The 14635-nt window shown below is 42.3% G+C and carries 12 protein-coding genes; 2 read left to right on the forward strand and 10 right to left on the reverse strand.

Annotated features, from left to right (window positions below; translation table 11 throughout):
• Positions 1–4: 4 nt before the first annotated feature.
• From PCY07_RS02495 to PCY07_RS02530, 8 genes are all read right to left on the reverse strand, one after another.
• A complete protein-coding gene (locus PCY07_RS02495) occupies positions 5–1267 on the reverse strand; it encodes an ABC transporter permease (protein WP_301356023.1) in 1263 nt (420 codons plus the stop codon).
• A gap of 207 nt (positions 1268–1474) precedes the next feature.
• Positions 1475–1672, reverse strand: a complete 198-nt coding sequence (locus tag PCY07_RS02500) for a DUF3272 family protein (protein WP_014713547.1) — start codon at positions 1670–1672, stop codon at positions 1475–1477.
• A gap of 38 nt (positions 1673–1710) precedes the next feature.
• Entirely contained in the window at positions 1711–3387 is a 1677-nt protein-coding gene (gene dnaX, locus PCY07_RS02505) for a DNA polymerase III subunit gamma/tau (protein ID WP_301356025.1), read from the reverse strand.
• The gene (locus PCY07_RS02510) at positions 3387–3884 is read right to left on the reverse strand and encodes a GAF domain-containing protein (RefSeq protein ID WP_301356027.1); all 498 of its coding nucleotides are present in this window, start codon (positions 3882–3884) and stop codon (positions 3387–3389) included. The genes dnaX and PCY07_RS02510 overlap by 1 nt, the downstream gene beginning before the upstream one ends.
• 478 nt (positions 3885–4362) lie before the next feature.
• Positions 4363–5052: a YoaK family protein gene (locus tag PCY07_RS02515; protein WP_041826372.1), complete on the reverse strand. Its 690-nt coding sequence runs from the start codon at positions 5050–5052 to the stop codon at positions 4363–4365.
• Between the two features lie 193 nt (positions 5053–5245).
• Positions 5246–5884 (reverse strand): uridine kinase, encoded by a 639-nt coding sequence (udk, locus tag PCY07_RS02520; RefSeq protein WP_003014641.1) that lies wholly within the window; start codon positions 5882–5884, stop codon positions 5246–5248.
• Positions 5885–6532: 648 nt separating this feature from the next.
• Positions 6533–8944 carry a flavocytochrome c gene (locus PCY07_RS02525; protein WP_049488813.1) on the reverse strand — a complete coding sequence of 804 codons (2412 nt, stop codon included), beginning with the start codon at positions 8942–8944 and terminating at the stop codon, positions 6533–6535.
• A 25-nt stretch (positions 8945–8969) separates the two neighbouring features.
• Positions 8970–9578, reverse strand: a complete 609-nt coding sequence (locus tag PCY07_RS02530) for an NADPH-dependent FMN reductase (protein ID WP_061604897.1) — start codon at positions 9576–9578, stop codon at positions 8970–8972.
• Between the two features lie 231 nt (positions 9579–9809).
• Here PCY07_RS02530 and PCY07_RS02535 point away from each other — a divergent pair, with 231 nt between their 5' ends.
• Both PCY07_RS02535 and PCY07_RS02540 read left to right on the forward strand, forming a co-directional pair.
• Positions 9810–11009 carry an OFA family MFS transporter gene (locus tag PCY07_RS02535; protein ID WP_049488817.1) on the forward strand — a complete coding sequence of 400 codons (1200 nt, stop codon included), beginning with the start codon at positions 9810–9812 and terminating at the stop codon, positions 11007–11009.
• Between the two features lie 74 nt (positions 11010–11083).
• Positions 11084–11962: an AraC family transcriptional regulator gene (locus PCY07_RS02540; RefSeq protein ID WP_301356495.1), complete on the forward strand. Its 879-nt coding sequence runs from the start codon at positions 11084–11086 to the stop codon at positions 11960–11962.
• Between the two features lie 267 nt (positions 11963–12229).
• On the opposite strand, the gene PCY07_RS02545 is transcribed toward PCY07_RS02540, so the two are convergent.
• Both PCY07_RS02545 and rfbB read right to left on the reverse strand, forming a co-directional pair.
• Entirely contained in the window at positions 12230–13342 is a 1113-nt protein-coding gene (locus PCY07_RS02545) for a hypothetical protein (RefSeq protein WP_301356496.1), read from the reverse strand.
• Positions 13343–13467: 125 nt separating this feature from the next.
• Positions 13468–14514, reverse strand: coding sequence for a dTDP-glucose 4,6-dehydratase (gene rfbB, locus PCY07_RS02550; protein WP_003002700.1), 1047 nt, complete (start codon positions 14512–14514; stop codon positions 13468–13470).
• Positions 14515–14635: the final 121 nt, after the last annotated feature.

The raw sequence follows: 14635 nt of genomic DNA on the forward strand, positions 1-14635 counted from the left end.
CTCCTTAACTCATTTTTGTTAATATTTCTTTTGGGGTCTTGCGCCAGATCATGCTGGTCGTTACACCGAGCGACAGAAGGATCAAGCACAAGAGGCTAGCATAGGCGATTCCTAAGGAAAGGCCTTGAGGGATTTGCTTGAGCAAGTCTAGGGTCTGCTGTTGACCAGTCTGTCCGACAAACTGCTCTAAGAAACGATGGCTGACCATCCGCCCGATGAGAAAGGCTGGGAGCACCGCTAGTAAGGATACCAGCACCACTTCCAAGAGGAACTGTCCAAAGATCCGTCCCTTGCTCTTCCCAATGGATAAGAGCACCCCGATTTCGTGGATTCGCTCCCGTGTCCAGAGACTGAGTAAGAGCGAAAGCGCTCCTGCTCCTGTCACTAGGAGGACGATCATCATGATTCGTACCAGCCCTTCTAGTGTCTGAGAGGATTCCTTCATCTGATCAAAGGCCTTGCGATCTTCGACCACGCGTAGCGATTGCCAATCCAGATCCAAGCTTTTAACTTGCTTCAAGAGGGCATCGATTTTCTCAGGATCTTTGACGCCAAAGGTGACCTGGGTCACTTCTTGCTGACTGAGACCTAGGAGCTTAGTTGCATCCTCATAAGGGAGGTAGACTTGGTTTTCACTCAAATCAGAGGTCATTCCTGTGAATTTTTCCTGTTTCTTACCCGAAAAGATCCCAACGATTTTAAAGGTTTGCTCTTTGGCTGGAGTCTCTCCCATCTGAAAGCTGGATAAGGTCAAGGAATCTCCGACCTTTAGCTTGTTCTTCTTAGCCAACTCTTCGTGAATCAAGATATGGCCACGAGCCTTGTCGGATAAGTACTTGCCTTGCACCAGTTGGAAACTGCCACTTCGAAAATCCAAGTGCTGGTCTGTCTTCTGAGTGAAGACCGCGCCTAGTGCTTGCTTGGCTTCCTGCCCCAAATCGTCTCGCTCCACCGACTGCTGCCCCGTCACCGCTTCTTTTCCAAGAACGCGAACGGGACTTTCATATTGGGGAACCATGGCTCCCACCCCAGAAAGCTCTTTCACCTTTTCAGCCTCCTTCAGCGCAAAGGGAGTAGCCCCCTGCTTACTGGTCAGAGCAAAACTGGTCCCAGCCGACTGTTTGATATGTTCCTCCAGCCTTCCTCCTACTTGCATCAGTGAAAAACAGAAATACAAGCAAGAGAGGATTAAGAGCAGAATCAGAAAGAGGACCAGATTCCTCGTTCTTTTTCTAGAAATATAGGCGATTGCCTGTTGTAAGAGCATGATCTCACCCTCCATTTCAAGGTCCACGGCAATGCAATGTGGACGCTTTCATCATTTGTTATAGTTATTATAGAAAAGAAATGTGAAATGTTTATGAAATAGAAAAAGTTTCCTAGAAAAATCTAGGAAAAGTAAGCAGTTGTTCAGAGTCACTTTATCTATCGACATAGAAAAAAACCTTTGAAAAAGGATTTCTTTTCAAAGGTTTTATTTTCTTTTCTTCTTAATTTCTTTTTCAATCGCACTAGCAATCTTCTCCACCATATAGGCCATCTGGAGATTGCGCAAGATCAAGAGGGCCCAAAAACATGCAAAGAGCATTTGACCCGCCATAGTCGCTTCATTGAAAAAATAAGTCTCCATAGCAGTAAAAACTGCTATCACTGCAAATTGTTTTCTATTCATAAAATTATTTTATCATGATTCGGTAAAAAATTCATGTATTAATCGTCTTGCAGGGTGATTTTATCGGATAAAAAGTGAAATTCCTCAGGGATGACGCTTTCCTCTCCTTCTACCACTTCGGCTTTTTGCCCACGCGCCTTAGCCGAAAACTCTGCCCGGATTTGGGTCCATTCTTCCATCGAAACCGCTAAAATTTCTGGCGAGAAGCCCGCAGCATTGCTGAGGATATTTCCAAACATGGTATTGAGGTTGTCCCGCTTCATGGTCTGTTCAGCATTAAAGGCAGACTCAAAGGCTAAAATAGCGTGATTTTCATTGGCAGCTACTGGCTGGGATCCGATTAAGAGAGCCTTATCCGCACCTGCCAAGCTCTCGATGATTTCCCCCCAAGCATTCTGAAGACGGATCAAGTTGGTCCGTGCCAACTCTGGGTTTTCGACCGCCTCTTGCAAAATCGCGTTGACCTTGTTTCGATCCGCCCGGTAGCCCTTGCTCGACTTGGTTGGACGAGCTACTGCTGGTTTTGAGACAGGAAGACTGCTACCTGCTTGCGCTAACTGTTGCTTGAGCTGCGCGACTTCCTTCTTCAAATCTTCCAGCTGAGCTAGCACATTGGAAGGAACCTCCACAGCAGCTGAGTTAGAAACTTGGCCTGTGCTTTCAGCCAATTTAATGGTCATCATTTCAGTATAGATACGCGGTTGCAGACTATTTTTGATATCCGCTAGACTGGTCGTCGCCTGGTCAATCAGGGCAAAAAGACGGGCTTGATCAGCTTCAAGATTGGCCGCAAACAAGTCACTAGCGTGAGTATTTTCTCCGCCTGTCTGAACAATCAAGAGATCTCTCAGGTATTGAAGTAAGTCCGTGACGAAACGGGCCATATTCTTCCCGTTATCAAAGATAATCGCCAGCTGATCCAGCGCAGCTGTCGCATCATGAGCCAGGATGGCAGCCACGTACTGATCGAGCGCAGCTAGACTGATGGACCCAGTAATCTCTTCAGCGATCGCTGTCGTCAACTCACTACCCGCAGTCAGACTCAGGGCTTGGTCCAAAATGGACAAGGCATCCCGCATCCCACCTTCAGCGCGTCGAGCGATGATCTGCACAGCATCTGCTTCATAGGCAATGCCTTCAGTAGCTAAGATGCTTTCCAAATGGTGAACGATATCCGGTAGTTTGATGGATTTGAATTCAAAGCGTTGCACCCGTGACAGAATGGTCGCAGGAATCTTGTGTAACTCCGTTGTTGCGAGGATAAAGACCACGTTTTCCGTTGGCTCTTCCAGCGTCTTCAACAAGGCATTAAAGGCCCCTGTTGAGAGCATATGGACCTCATCAATAATGTAGACCTTGTGCTTGGCTAGACTCGGAGCATAGGTAGACTTGTCGCGAATATCCCGAATTTCATCGACCCCATTGTTAGACGCCGCGTCGATCTCGATAACATCTTCTAGGCTCCCATTGGTAATGGATTCACAGATATAGCAGTCATTACAAGGCTCCCCATTGACTTGATTAGGACAGTTCATAGCCTTAGCAAAGATCTTGGCCACACTGGTTTTCCCAGTACCACGAGGACCCGAAAAGAGATAGGCATGGCTGATCTTCTCCTGCTCCACTGCCTGTCTCAATGTCCGTGCCACCACTTGCTGGCCGACCAATTGGCCAAAGGTCTGGCTACGGTATTTCCGATATAAAGCTTGATACATTAGTTCTTAACTCCAAACATCTTAAAGTCCCAGTTTGTCTTATCGATCAAAAGAGCGACAAACTTTTCCAAATACTCCTGATCCAGCTGATCATAGTCAGAGACACACTCTGAATCTAGATCTAAAACCCCAAGGAGCTGACCGTCCTTGACCATAGGCACCACAATCTCACTCATAGCCCGGCTATCACAGGAAATATAATTAGCATGTTGGCGCACATCATCGACAATCATGGTTTCCCGCTTTTGAGCTGCTTCTCCACAGACACCCTTTCCAAGAGCGATATGGACACAAGAAACACCTCCCTGAAAAGGTCCCAAGATCAATTCCGTTTGATCATACAAATAAAAACCCGCAAAGACCGAACGAGGCAGGGCTTGATTTAAGAGAGCACTGGCATTGGAAAGATTAGCCAAGGCATTGGTTTCTCCCATTAAGAGAGCATCTAATTGAGCCAGCAAGAGCTGGTATTGTGATTCTTTTTCCGAATGTTTCATACCTTTCATTATACCAAATCTTTGCTCAAAAATTAAGCTTCAAACAACGAAAGAAAAGAGAGTGGGACAGAAATCGGTAATTCGTTAGAATTCGATTTCGTCGTCCCACCTCCGCACAGTTGAGTAGGGCTGTAAAAGCTGATGAAATCAGCGTAGTAGAGCCCACTCAACCACTGCGTCTTGCTCGACAATCCAAAAATAATTGAGAGGCTAGGATTTTTGTCCCAGCCTCTGGAATATAGATAAAGTTATCTTAAAAACTTTCCTTAGGTGAGAACGGACGTCAGCGAACTTCAAAGAAGTTCCATGACTAATTATTGAGCCTAAGGTCTCAATAATTCCGAGTGCTAGAAACAATCGTGTTTCTAGCACTTTTCTCACGGCGGAAAGTTTCAATATATTCTTGATTCATTTTAAAAATGAAATCTCAGTTTTATTTCTTTGCAGAATCATTTAACTCATTCTTCTAAAAATGATTTTATCTATTCATGTCGCCTCGCCGATTGAAGTGAAAGACCTCAAAATACTGAATGGCACGATAGATTAAAAAGATAGTCAAGATGATGGACACAAGCCAGATGGTCTCTAATCCATAAAACTGGATCAAATAGGTCGAAAAAATGGCCCCAAAGACGAAACTCCCGATCAAGCAGGTCATAAAAATGGCTTCCCAGAGGAATTTCTTCTCCTTTTCTCTGACAAAATTCCCATAAGCCACCATGGTTTTCTTGAGATTTCCCGTCATGAAGGAATGATTATAGGCGTAGCCATCCACTTCTCCAAAAGAGGTCGCTACGATTCCCAAACTCAAGCCAAAAAAAGGCACGATGAAGACATTTTTTACCGATGCTGGCAAAAATCCCGTCACCAAGGTCGTGAGGATAAATGGCACCAAGGTACTGAGGCGCCAGACTGAATTGTCAATCAAGCGACGCAAAACCGTCATCAAAAAGATTCCCAGCATAAAGGCCAACATGGTCGCTAACTTTACTTCTACATCTGAGATCTGTTGCCCAATCAAGCCGACCGATAAAAAGACCACATTTCCCGTCTGGCCTGCCGCCAAGGTTCCACCCCGACAGATAAAGGTATAAGCATCTGAAAAACCAGCACACATGGTCAATAAACAAGCGAACGCCTTGGTCCGCGAATGAAACTCCCTTTTCATTTCCATTCTCCCTAGGAAAAAGAGGGAGTGGTACAGAATGTTAAAAACCATTTCTCGTACCACCCCCGCAACATTGATTGAGAACTCTTTCGAGCTTTTAGGCGAATGACGAGCCTCACCAACTACTGCGACATTCCGTAATTCCAACTATTGTTATTGGATTGGAGATCGATTTCCCTCTTTCTCCCTATTTTTATTTTCCTTCACGCGCTCCGTTGAGGATTTTTTCAATCTTGGTTGTGATCAAGTCAATCGCAACTGTGTTGGTCACGCCCTCAGGAATGATCACGTCCGCATAACGCTTGGTTGGCTCGATGAACTGGTGGTACATCGGTTTTACCACACCAAGGTATTGCTCAATGACACTATCAAGACTCCGGCCACGCTCCTCCATATCGCGCTTGATCCGGCGAATGATCCGCACATCATCATCTGTATCGACAAAAATCTTGATGTCCATCAAGTCCCGAAGGCGCTTGTCTTCAAGGACTAAGATCCCTTCCACGATGAAGACATCCTGTGGTTCCTGACGATAGGTCTTGCTGCTGCGCGTATGTTCCGCATAGTCATAAGTTGGGATATCCACCGGACGACCCTCCAAGAGTTCATTGATCTGCGCAATCATCAAGTCCGTATCAAAGGCAAAAGGATGGTCATAGTTGGTCTTGATCCGCTCCTCAAAGGTCAAATGACTCTGGTCCTTGTAATAAGAATCATGCTCAATCATGGCAATCTTTTCATTCGGGAAATTAGCCAAAATGGCACGAGACACACTGGTCTTTCCACCACCAGAACCACCAGTAACACCAATAATAATAGGTCTATTTTGCATTTTCTACTCCATTACCTGTAGTCGCCTGAGATATAATAGACATCTCAGACACATCTTATCCATTTTACCATATTTTTGCCTAGACATGAATAGTTTTTCAGTAAGAAGTTTGGAAACAAAAACTCTAAGCAGCCTCAGCCTGCTAACTCATGAAAGAAAAGAAAGTGTGGTTTAAAATAAAGGTGAACAATAGAATTCCGCGGTCATTAATAGGGCTTTGCCCTAGTTCATATGAAAGTGCCGGCATTAAAAAATCCTCACACCTCACACCAAGAATACGACAAAGAAAAAGTGCTAGGACTGAGGCGACAGTTCTAACACCAAAATTTTTAAAAATTTCAATTACAGTATCGTACAAAAAGAGTATTTTTTGCTCTCTTTTTGATGTTTTTTTCAAATAAAAAGTCACCGAATTTGGTGACTTCATTAGGAGATTATGATGAAAAAAGTTTTAGGATTTCATTAAATGAAGGTTACTCAATGAAAATCGAAATCAGACTAGGCAGAGCGACGCAAACATAACTAAAGTTAGGTAAGTCGAATTTAACGAAGTATGGTGAGATTTTCGAAGAGTAATAAGAGATCTTCATTTAATGATGACAAGATACATGAACAGACTTAAAGTTAGCTAAGATTTTAAATCCACTACTAACAATTTTCTTTAACAGCTGTTTGACCTGCAATCCGTCCAAAAGTAAAGATATCCGTAAGCGAATTTCCTCCTAGACGGTTACCTGCGTGAAGTCCTCCTGCAACTTCTCCGGCAGCATACAAACCAGGAATAATCTGACCTTTTTCATTCAAAACATGTGTTGAAGTATCAATCTTGAGACCACCCATTGTATGGTGAACAGCTGGTTTTCTTGGTGTTGCGTAGAACGGTGCGACCTCACACTTGAGATCAAAACTACCCTTGTTAAATTCAGGGTCAAATCCCGCATCCACATAAGAATTGTACTTTTTGATTGTATCTGCTAAAACCTGTGGATCCATGCCAATCTGAACAGCCAACTCTTCTATCGTATCTGCACGGTATAGAGTGCCTGCTTTGACTTGGGCATCGATTTTTTCTTGGCTAGTATTATAGGCTGTTGCCTTGATGCGATCATCTGCAATCAAGTAGAACAAGCCTCCATTATCAATCGCTGCTTGAGATAGCTTGTCTCGGCTACCGTACTCATCTACAAATCGCTTCCCTTCAGTATTTACCATGATGAAATTAGCTGGAGGAACTTGAAGTCCTGAGAAGAGAGCACCTGTCACTGGATCAGATACCGGCATCATTTGACTAAAGCCCATCCCCACTAGATCTGCACCTACACTTTGACCTAAGAGGATTCCATCCCCTGTTACAGCTGGTGTATTAGAGGTAGCAATATCATCCGCAATTTCGGTCCAGTAGGTATTGTATTTTTGTAGCATCTTAGTATTGGCACCAAATCCTCCAGAAGCTAAAACAACAGCATCTGCATGAACGAGGATGGTTTGACCGTTTCGGCCTTCTGCTCTAACACCCTTGACAGTCCCTTCTTCTACAAGCAATTCTTTAACTGGAGAGTCCGTCAAGATCTTGCCTCCATTTTCTAGAACATATTTTTGTAGAACCGAGATAAAGGCATAACCCATGGGTTGAACCGGCTTATGACCACGACGCCAAAGAGCTCCAACTGGCATTGTGACTTCACTACGAACAAATTCAACACCGATGTCTTCCAACCAGCGAACAGACTCAAGGGCTCGTTCGGTCAATACAGAAACTAAATCATATTGACCATGAATTTCATGTCCTTGTAAATCTTTTCGTTTTCCACCGATATAGGTTTGGATACGGTAAAGTAAGGTAGAATCAAACAAATAGCTTGGATCCTGCAAATACTGCTCAACCTCAACTTTCAAGGCTCTAAAGTCTTCTAAATATTCTGGGTCAATAGTTGATTCATCTATCGCAATCAATTCTTGAAGAGTGTTTGCCTCACCTGGATGAGCTTCGAAGGTCCCTTGCCATGCTGGATCTGGTGCATTCATTGGACCACCCGCACGAACAGTATTTCCTCCAATTGCTGGGAATTTCTCTACAACAATTGGCTTCTTACCAGCTTGTAGGACTGCAGCAGCTGCAGCTAAACCGGCTCCTCCACCTCCGACAATGACAACGTCGGCCTGATAAGTTTTATCTTCTTTATCTAGGGCAGATGGTGCTTTGGAACGTTTCCGTAAAACATCTGGATTTGCACCGGCTTGTTTGACCGCACGTGCAACTCCGTCCAAGACACCATTTGAAGTTACAGAAGCACCTGACACCGCATCAACATTTAAAGTTTGTCCCTCAATGATTTCTGCTGGAATACGAGTGAAAACAACATCTGCGATTCCTGAAGATTCTCCAGAAGAATCAATTTCAATTTTTTCAATACGGTCCTCAGAAACTGTGACGTCCATTGGCAATTTACCATTATGTCCTTCAGTTGTAACGTGATAAGTTCCTGGCTCAAATCGAATTTCTTCAGGAAGATTTAGTTGGTTTGCAACAGATACAAAGCGAAGGAAACGATAGAAACAACTATCTAAGAAATCGACGGTTCGTTCATCAACCAAATCCCCATTTGCATCAAATGCTCGATGAGCTCGGCCAAGTAAGAATTCACTTCCTGGCATAACTGTTGCATTTACACCAGGTGCATCCAAAATCTGACGAAGATGAAGTTGGGCACGTGAAGAACCTTGAACATCATAAGAAGCCCCTACAATCATGGTTGGTTTTCCATCTAGTGGATGGATGTTAAAAGACAACCACTCGATCAAGCTATTCAAGCTTGATGGAATCGTATGATTGTGTTCAGGTGTCGAAATAATCACACCGTCTGCTTCCGAAATCGCTTGGTTAAATTTTTGAATAACAGGTGTATCTGTTTGATCATCGGTTTCATTGAACATCGGTACATCGGTAATTTCTAAAATCTCAATATCCGCTTTGGTTGCAAAATGTCTTTGCATAAATTGCAACAAACTACGGTTATAAGATTGTTTGGCATTGGTACCAACAATAGCTACTAATTTCATGGATTGTACTCCTTTCTTGAGACGCTTATGCTTTTAACCATTCTTCCCAGATGAATGATTTCTTACGTTTTGTATCTTCTGGTTTGACCAATGCTTTTGTGAGTTCAACAAAATTTTGGAACTCTGAAAAATGTTCTTCCAACTCTGCAACTTTTTCAGGATTGTTCAAATGATTGTCATCATCCAATACTTGTTCAGAATGACCTAGGAGAAATTCTGTCCCTGGCATCACTCTTGCTTTCAGTTCAGGTGCATCAAGAATCTGACGCAAGTGCGCTTGGGCTCTAGATGTTCCAAGCAATCCAAGAGAAGCTCCGACAATCATCGTTGGTTTGTTAATCAAAGCGCGACTAGTGTAGGCAATCCATTCCAAGGCTGAAGACAGGGGTGCCGGTATGGTGTGGTCATACTCAGGTGTTGAGATAATCACACCATCTGCAGCAAGGATTTTTTCTGAAAAAGCTTGAACTTCGGCAGGTGCTAGCTTGTCCTCAGGTTCGTTAAATGCTGGCAATTGTTTGATTTCCAATACCTCAATGTCAGCTTTATCTGAAAAATGTTTTTGCATAAATTTTAAGAGTTTCCGATTGGTTGAGCGGTCAGAATTTGTTCCAACGATAGCAACTAGTTTCATCTTGCTACCCCCTTTATTTGTTTGATTTCATATCTTTAATATCATTATACAACTTTGACCTATCTTGTAAATCAACAGCCCTAAAAGATTGTGTTATTCTATCAGTTTATCTTAGTTTAGTATAGATTAGTGAAAAAATTAACAATATTTTTTGAGAAAGTATTGACCCTCATTTTTAACTATGTTATAGTCTTTGTGAAAATATGTATTAAGTTAATGGAGGTTTTTCTTATGAAAGAGACATTCAAACGTTGGCAAGTTTTAGCTGCATCAACTGCTATTCTCCTCTGTACAGGAGCTGTCTATTCTTTTTCCGTTTTCGCTGGGCCTCTAAGTTCTTCAACAGGTTGGTCAATGTCCGAAATCATGCTCGCATTTGCAATTAACTCAGCAATCGGACCGATCCCCATGATTCTCGGAGGTTATTTGGTAGACAAGGGATATGTAAAATGGACAATCGCCCTTGGGGCCCTTCTCTTTGCTAGCGGCTTTTATCTAACTGGTTATGCTAGTTCACCAGCCATGCTCTATCTGACCTATGGTTTGATGGCAGGTCTCGGTCAAGGATTTGCCTATTCAGGAGCCCTCTCAAATTCTCTTCGCCTCTTCCCGGATAAACGAGGCTTAGCTTCTGGGATTCTAACAGGAGGTATGGGGTTTGCTGCAGTTATCGCATCACCAGTTGCAAGTAGTCTCATTCAAAAACAAGATGCCTTCTTTGCTTTTCGAACAATCGGACTAGTCTATATTGTTGTTATTATCTGTGCAATTTTCTTCATCAAAGCAGCCCCAAGTGGTTACCAACCTGCAGGTTGGAAAGCTCCAGTACAAACTAAACAAGGACCTGCTAATAAAAACTGGAAAGAAATGCTACAAAGTCCGCTATTTTACATTATTATCAGCATGTTCTTTGTCGGTGCTTTCTCTGGTTTAATGATTGCCTCTCAGGCATCCCCAATTGGTCAATCAATGTTTGGCCTTTCAGCTGGAACAGCAGCTCTCTATGTTTCTCTTTATTCAATCGCGAACTCTAGTGGTCGCTTTATCTGGGGATCACTCTCTGATAAAATTGGTCGTTCTCAGACTTTATTGATTATCTATTCAGTCATCGTATTGGCACTCTTCTCTTTAACAATTATCCCTGGACAACTTGGTTTCACTCTAGGAATCCTCGGACTTGGTATCTGCTTCGGTGGTGTTATGGGAGTCTTCCCTTCCATTGTCATGGAGAACTACGGACCTACAAATCAGGGGGTCAACTACGGCATCGTCTTTACAGGATACTCTTTAGCTGCATTTTTTGCACCTAAAGTTGCGGTTCAAATGGCAGCAGCCAACAATGGAAATTACAGTGCTGCATTCTACGTCGCTATCGCTTTAGCAGTTGTTGGGCTCCTTCTCAACCTTCTATATATGAAGAAGAAAGGCTAAAAAAGAGAACTTCCTATATAAGGAAGTTTTTTTGATATAATAAAATTAGAAATAGTTTATCGGGAGGATTTATCATGGCTCAATATTCACGACTTTTACGAGATAACCCATCTGATTTCCCCTACGATTTTGAAAAACAAATCTTATCTAAGCAATCAGCTGATACCATTTATCATTGGCATCCTGAACTTGAGATAATCTATGTCAAAAAAGGAACTGCTACCTTGTATATCAATTCTGAGCGCTTTGAAAGTCATGAAGGCGATATTTTTCTGATTCAGCCAACATCTCCTCATGCTATCTACGCTATTGAAAATCAAGAACAAATTTCTACAGTTTTTCGCATCCATCTAGATTTCCTAGGTAGGAATCAAATAGACAGTTTTAGCCAACGCTATATTCAACCAATATACTCTGGACATTTTTATCTCACTCCTCGGATTTCGCCAGACGATCATGCTTATGAACCAATTCGCGATTGTCTTTTTTCTCTCTTTTCTATCCTTGAAGAACAGAGTATTTACTACGACCTCCTATTAAAGTCTAAACTCTATGAATTTTTCTATCTTCTCTTTAAGTACAGGTATGTCAATCGACACTATACAGATGATACGTATCAAAAATATCAGAAATTAAAAGAAATGATTGGTTATCTTGAGCAACACTATGCAGAGCCCATTCAAATTGATCATCTTGCTACAACATTTGGATATAGCAAAAATCATTTTATGAATATATTCAAACAACACACTGGGACAAGCTGTATGGATTATCTCATAAGAATGCGGTTAGAGAAAGCTTGTGAAAAACTCGTTCAAACTAATCAAAGTGTTCAAGAAATAGCAAGCCAGGTCGGCTTTACTAACCTCTCAAACTTCAATCGACAATTCAAACAGCATTTTCACTTGACTCCTAGACAATATCGAAACCAACAACTCAAAAAAGAATCCTAACCATATCTCTCCTTAGAATCTTACTTGGGAAACTTTTCTTTCTCAAATAAAAAGGACCTTGCAGTCCTTTCAGACTGAAGAAAAAGTCCATTTTGGACAATTTTCTTCAGTCTTTTTTAAAAATAGAGAAAGTAAAAACTCTTAAGAATAGCGCGATATCAGCATTCCTAAGAGTTTTCACTATATGGTACCCAACCTACAAAATGGCAATGTTTCTATTGCTGGTAGGGTTTGTCTACGTTCTAAAAGGACCTTACGGTTCTTTCATTATTTCACTTTTTCTAATTTTGCGGCAAATTCATTACCACCACGTAAGACGAGTATATTTTTTCCACCGTTGACAGGTACGAAACAATAATTTGAATTAGCTTGTATATAGACTTCCTTAGCGCTCTTCACTTGATAGCCTTCTGATTTCACCGCTTCTTGAATGACTTCAAATGTGTGTTCGATCTCTTCTTTAGAAGTCGTGTCTCCATCATACTTTTCTGAATCAGCTAGAGAATAGAATGCGTAAGCCTTGCTATCGTAATACTTATCACTAATAATTCCGTGATCTGAAATCTGAACAGTTGTATTATCTCCTTCTGTCACATTCTTCCATTTTCCAACCATGGCCTTTGGTGTTTCAACCTTGTGATAGACCAAATTTTCTTCAAAGTTTCCTTCGTATGATTTATAAGTTTTCAAGTCGAATAAATCATTTCTTAAAATAATATTGCTTCCGTCTTTTTGGAGCAAGTTATAGCGTGTGTTTCCACCAGACTTAATAACAACTATTTCTGTCGTCTTCAGGTTAAATTTCTTATCGACATCCGCAAGTGAATGCAAGTCCGTTGCATTTAACAAAGAAAGTGCTGTATTAAATTCTTTTTTCGCTTCATTGCCCTTGAGAACCTTTTTGATGGTCTCGCCACCATTGACTTTTTGTTTCTTTCCACTTAGTTCATAAGTGACCGGACTTGAATCCGTATTTCTCAACCAAACACCATCTAGACTTGGTCCACCTGAAAAGAAGAAGAACCAAGCAAAGGAAATCACTGCGACAAGTCCCGCAACTGCGGCCCCAATTTGGGGTTGTTTATTGAAAGAAAATGTCAATTTTTTCGGTCTTGGCACAGGTTGCAAGGTTTTCACCGATGGCTGCGGTTGGACAACAGCTGTCTGCTCTTGTGAAAGAGGTGCGCTAGGTGCAACAGGTGCTTCCTGAGCAGGAGCCTGCGCTTCAGCTGCTGGAGCTGGTGCCTCAGTTGTTGGAGTCGGCGCTTCTTTTCGCTCTACGACAAACTCCCCTTTTTCACGCGCTTCTTGAAATTCTTGCATACTTGGCTTGCGACCATTGATCGCTTCAAAGTATTCAACCCAATCGTTTTGATTCATCATATCCCCCTTATTGATTCATCATAAAAACTAAGCATATTATACCACAAATCCATGGTTAATTTCGTCATTTTCAGAAAAATATCTGAAAAAGTCCAAGCGATTTTCCACTTGGACCTTCTTCATTATTTCAAAACTTTTTGTGTTTTCGCGTAGTTGGCTTCTACAGCTTCTTTTTCAGCTTTCCACCAGTCTTGGTGGTCTGTGTACCACTTGATGGTATCTTCCAAACCTGCTTCGAAGTTTGTGAATTGTGGTTCCCAACCCAATTCTTCACGCAATTTTGTTGAATCGATGGCGTAGCGCAAATCATGACCAGCACGGTCTGTTACACGGTCGTAGGCGTCTTTTGGTTGACCCATTTTTTCAAGGATCAATTCAAGCACTTCCTTGTTGTTCTTTTCACCGTCAGCACCGATCAAGTAAGTTTCACCGATACGGCCTTTAGTGAGGATAGCCCAAACACCAGTTGAGTGGTCGTTGGTGTGGATCCAGTCACGGACGTTCTTCCCTTCACCATAAAGTTTTGGCTTGATGCCAGACAAGATATTGGTGATTTGACGTGGGATGAATTTTTCGATGTGTTGGTATGGCCCGTAGTTGTTTGAACAGTTTGAAATCGTTGCTTTGACACCAAAGGAACGTACCCAAGCTTTCACAATCAAGTCTGAAGCAGCCTTGGTTGATGAATAAGGTGATGATGGGTTGTATTTGGTTTCAGCAGTGAATTTTTCACCAGGACCTTCCCCATGTCCAGGAAGATCTTCGCGCAATGGAAGGTCTCCATACACTTCGTCTGTTGACACGTGGTGGAAACGAATGTCGTATTTACGAGCCGCTTCCAATAGTGTATAAGTTCCAACAAAGTTTGTGTAGATAAATGGAGATGGGTCTTTGAGGGAATTGTCATTGTGGCTTTCAGCCGCATAGTGAACAATAGCATCAGCCTTGGCAGCCAATTTGTCAACTAATTCAGCATCAGCGATGTCTCCCACCACCAACTCAACACGATCTCCAAGGATTTCTTCGATATTGGCACGGTTTCCAGCATAAGTAAGTTTATCAAGGACAGTCACATGCACGTCTGGATGGTTGTTGTAGACATAGTGTACGAAGTTTGAACCGATGAAACCAGCTCCACCGGTTACGATGATATGTTTATATTCTGACATTTTTTCTCCAAATAGTTTTTAGTTTTGATTGTTTCTTTAGCTAGTGAGGGACGCCAGCAACCCTTCGGTTTCATGGCTAAATTCGGAGCCGTAGTCTCCGAATTTCCCTACAAGATTCCCT

The organism is Streptococcus sp. SP1 (assembly GCF_030440005.1).
In the GTDB taxonomy this organism is placed as follows: Bacteria; Bacillota; Bacilli; order Lactobacillales; family Streptococcaceae; genus Streptococcus; species Streptococcus parasanguinis.

What these genes read in the sequence shown, in the direction of transcription:
- PCY07_RS02530 (WP_061604897.1), bottom strand. Translation starts at nt 9,578, where the DNA reads ATGAAACTAGTTGCTATCGTTGGAACAAATTCTGACCGCTCAACCAAT.
- PCY07_RS02545 (WP_301356496.1), bottom strand. Translation starts at nt 13,342, where the DNA reads ATGAATCAAAACGATTGGGTTGAATACTTTGAAGCGATCAATGGTCGC.
- dnaX (WP_301356025.1), bottom strand. Translation starts at nt 3,387, where the DNA reads ATGTATCAAGCTTTATATCGGAAATACCGTAGCCAGACCTTTGGCCAA.
- rfbB (WP_003002700.1), bottom strand. Translation starts at nt 14,514, where the DNA reads ATGTCAGAATATAAACATATCATCGTAACCGGTGGAGCTGGTTTCATC.
- PCY07_RS02515 (WP_041826372.1), bottom strand. Translation starts at nt 5,052, where the DNA reads ATGAAAAGGGAGTTTCATTCGCGGACCAAGGCGTTCGCTTGTTTATTG.
- PCY07_RS02510 (WP_301356027.1), bottom strand. Translation starts at nt 3,884, where the DNA reads ATGAAACATTCGGAAAAAGAATCACAATACCAGCTCTTGCTGGCTCAA.
- PCY07_RS02500 (WP_014713547.1), bottom strand. Translation starts at nt 1,672, where the DNA reads ATGAATAGAAAACAATTTGCAGTGATAGCAGTTTTTACTGCTATGGAG.
- PCY07_RS02495 (WP_301356023.1), bottom strand. Translation starts at nt 1,267, where the DNA reads ATGCTCTTACAACAGGCAATCGCCTATATTTCTAGAAAAAGAACGAGG.
- PCY07_RS02540 (WP_301356495.1), top strand. Translation starts at nt 11,084, where the DNA reads ATGGCTCAATATTCACGACTTTTACGAGATAACCCATCTGATTTCCCC.
- PCY07_RS02525 (WP_049488813.1), bottom strand. Translation starts at nt 8,944, where the DNA reads ATGAAATTAGTAGCTATTGTTGGTACCAATGCCAAACAATCTTATAAC.
- udk (WP_003014641.1), bottom strand. Translation starts at nt 5,884, where the DNA reads ATGCAAAATAGACCTATTATTATTGGTGTTACTGGTGGTTCTGGTGGT.
- PCY07_RS02535 (WP_049488817.1), top strand. Translation starts at nt 9,810, where the DNA reads ATGAAAGAGACATTCAAACGTTGGCAAGTTTTAGCTGCATCAACTGCT.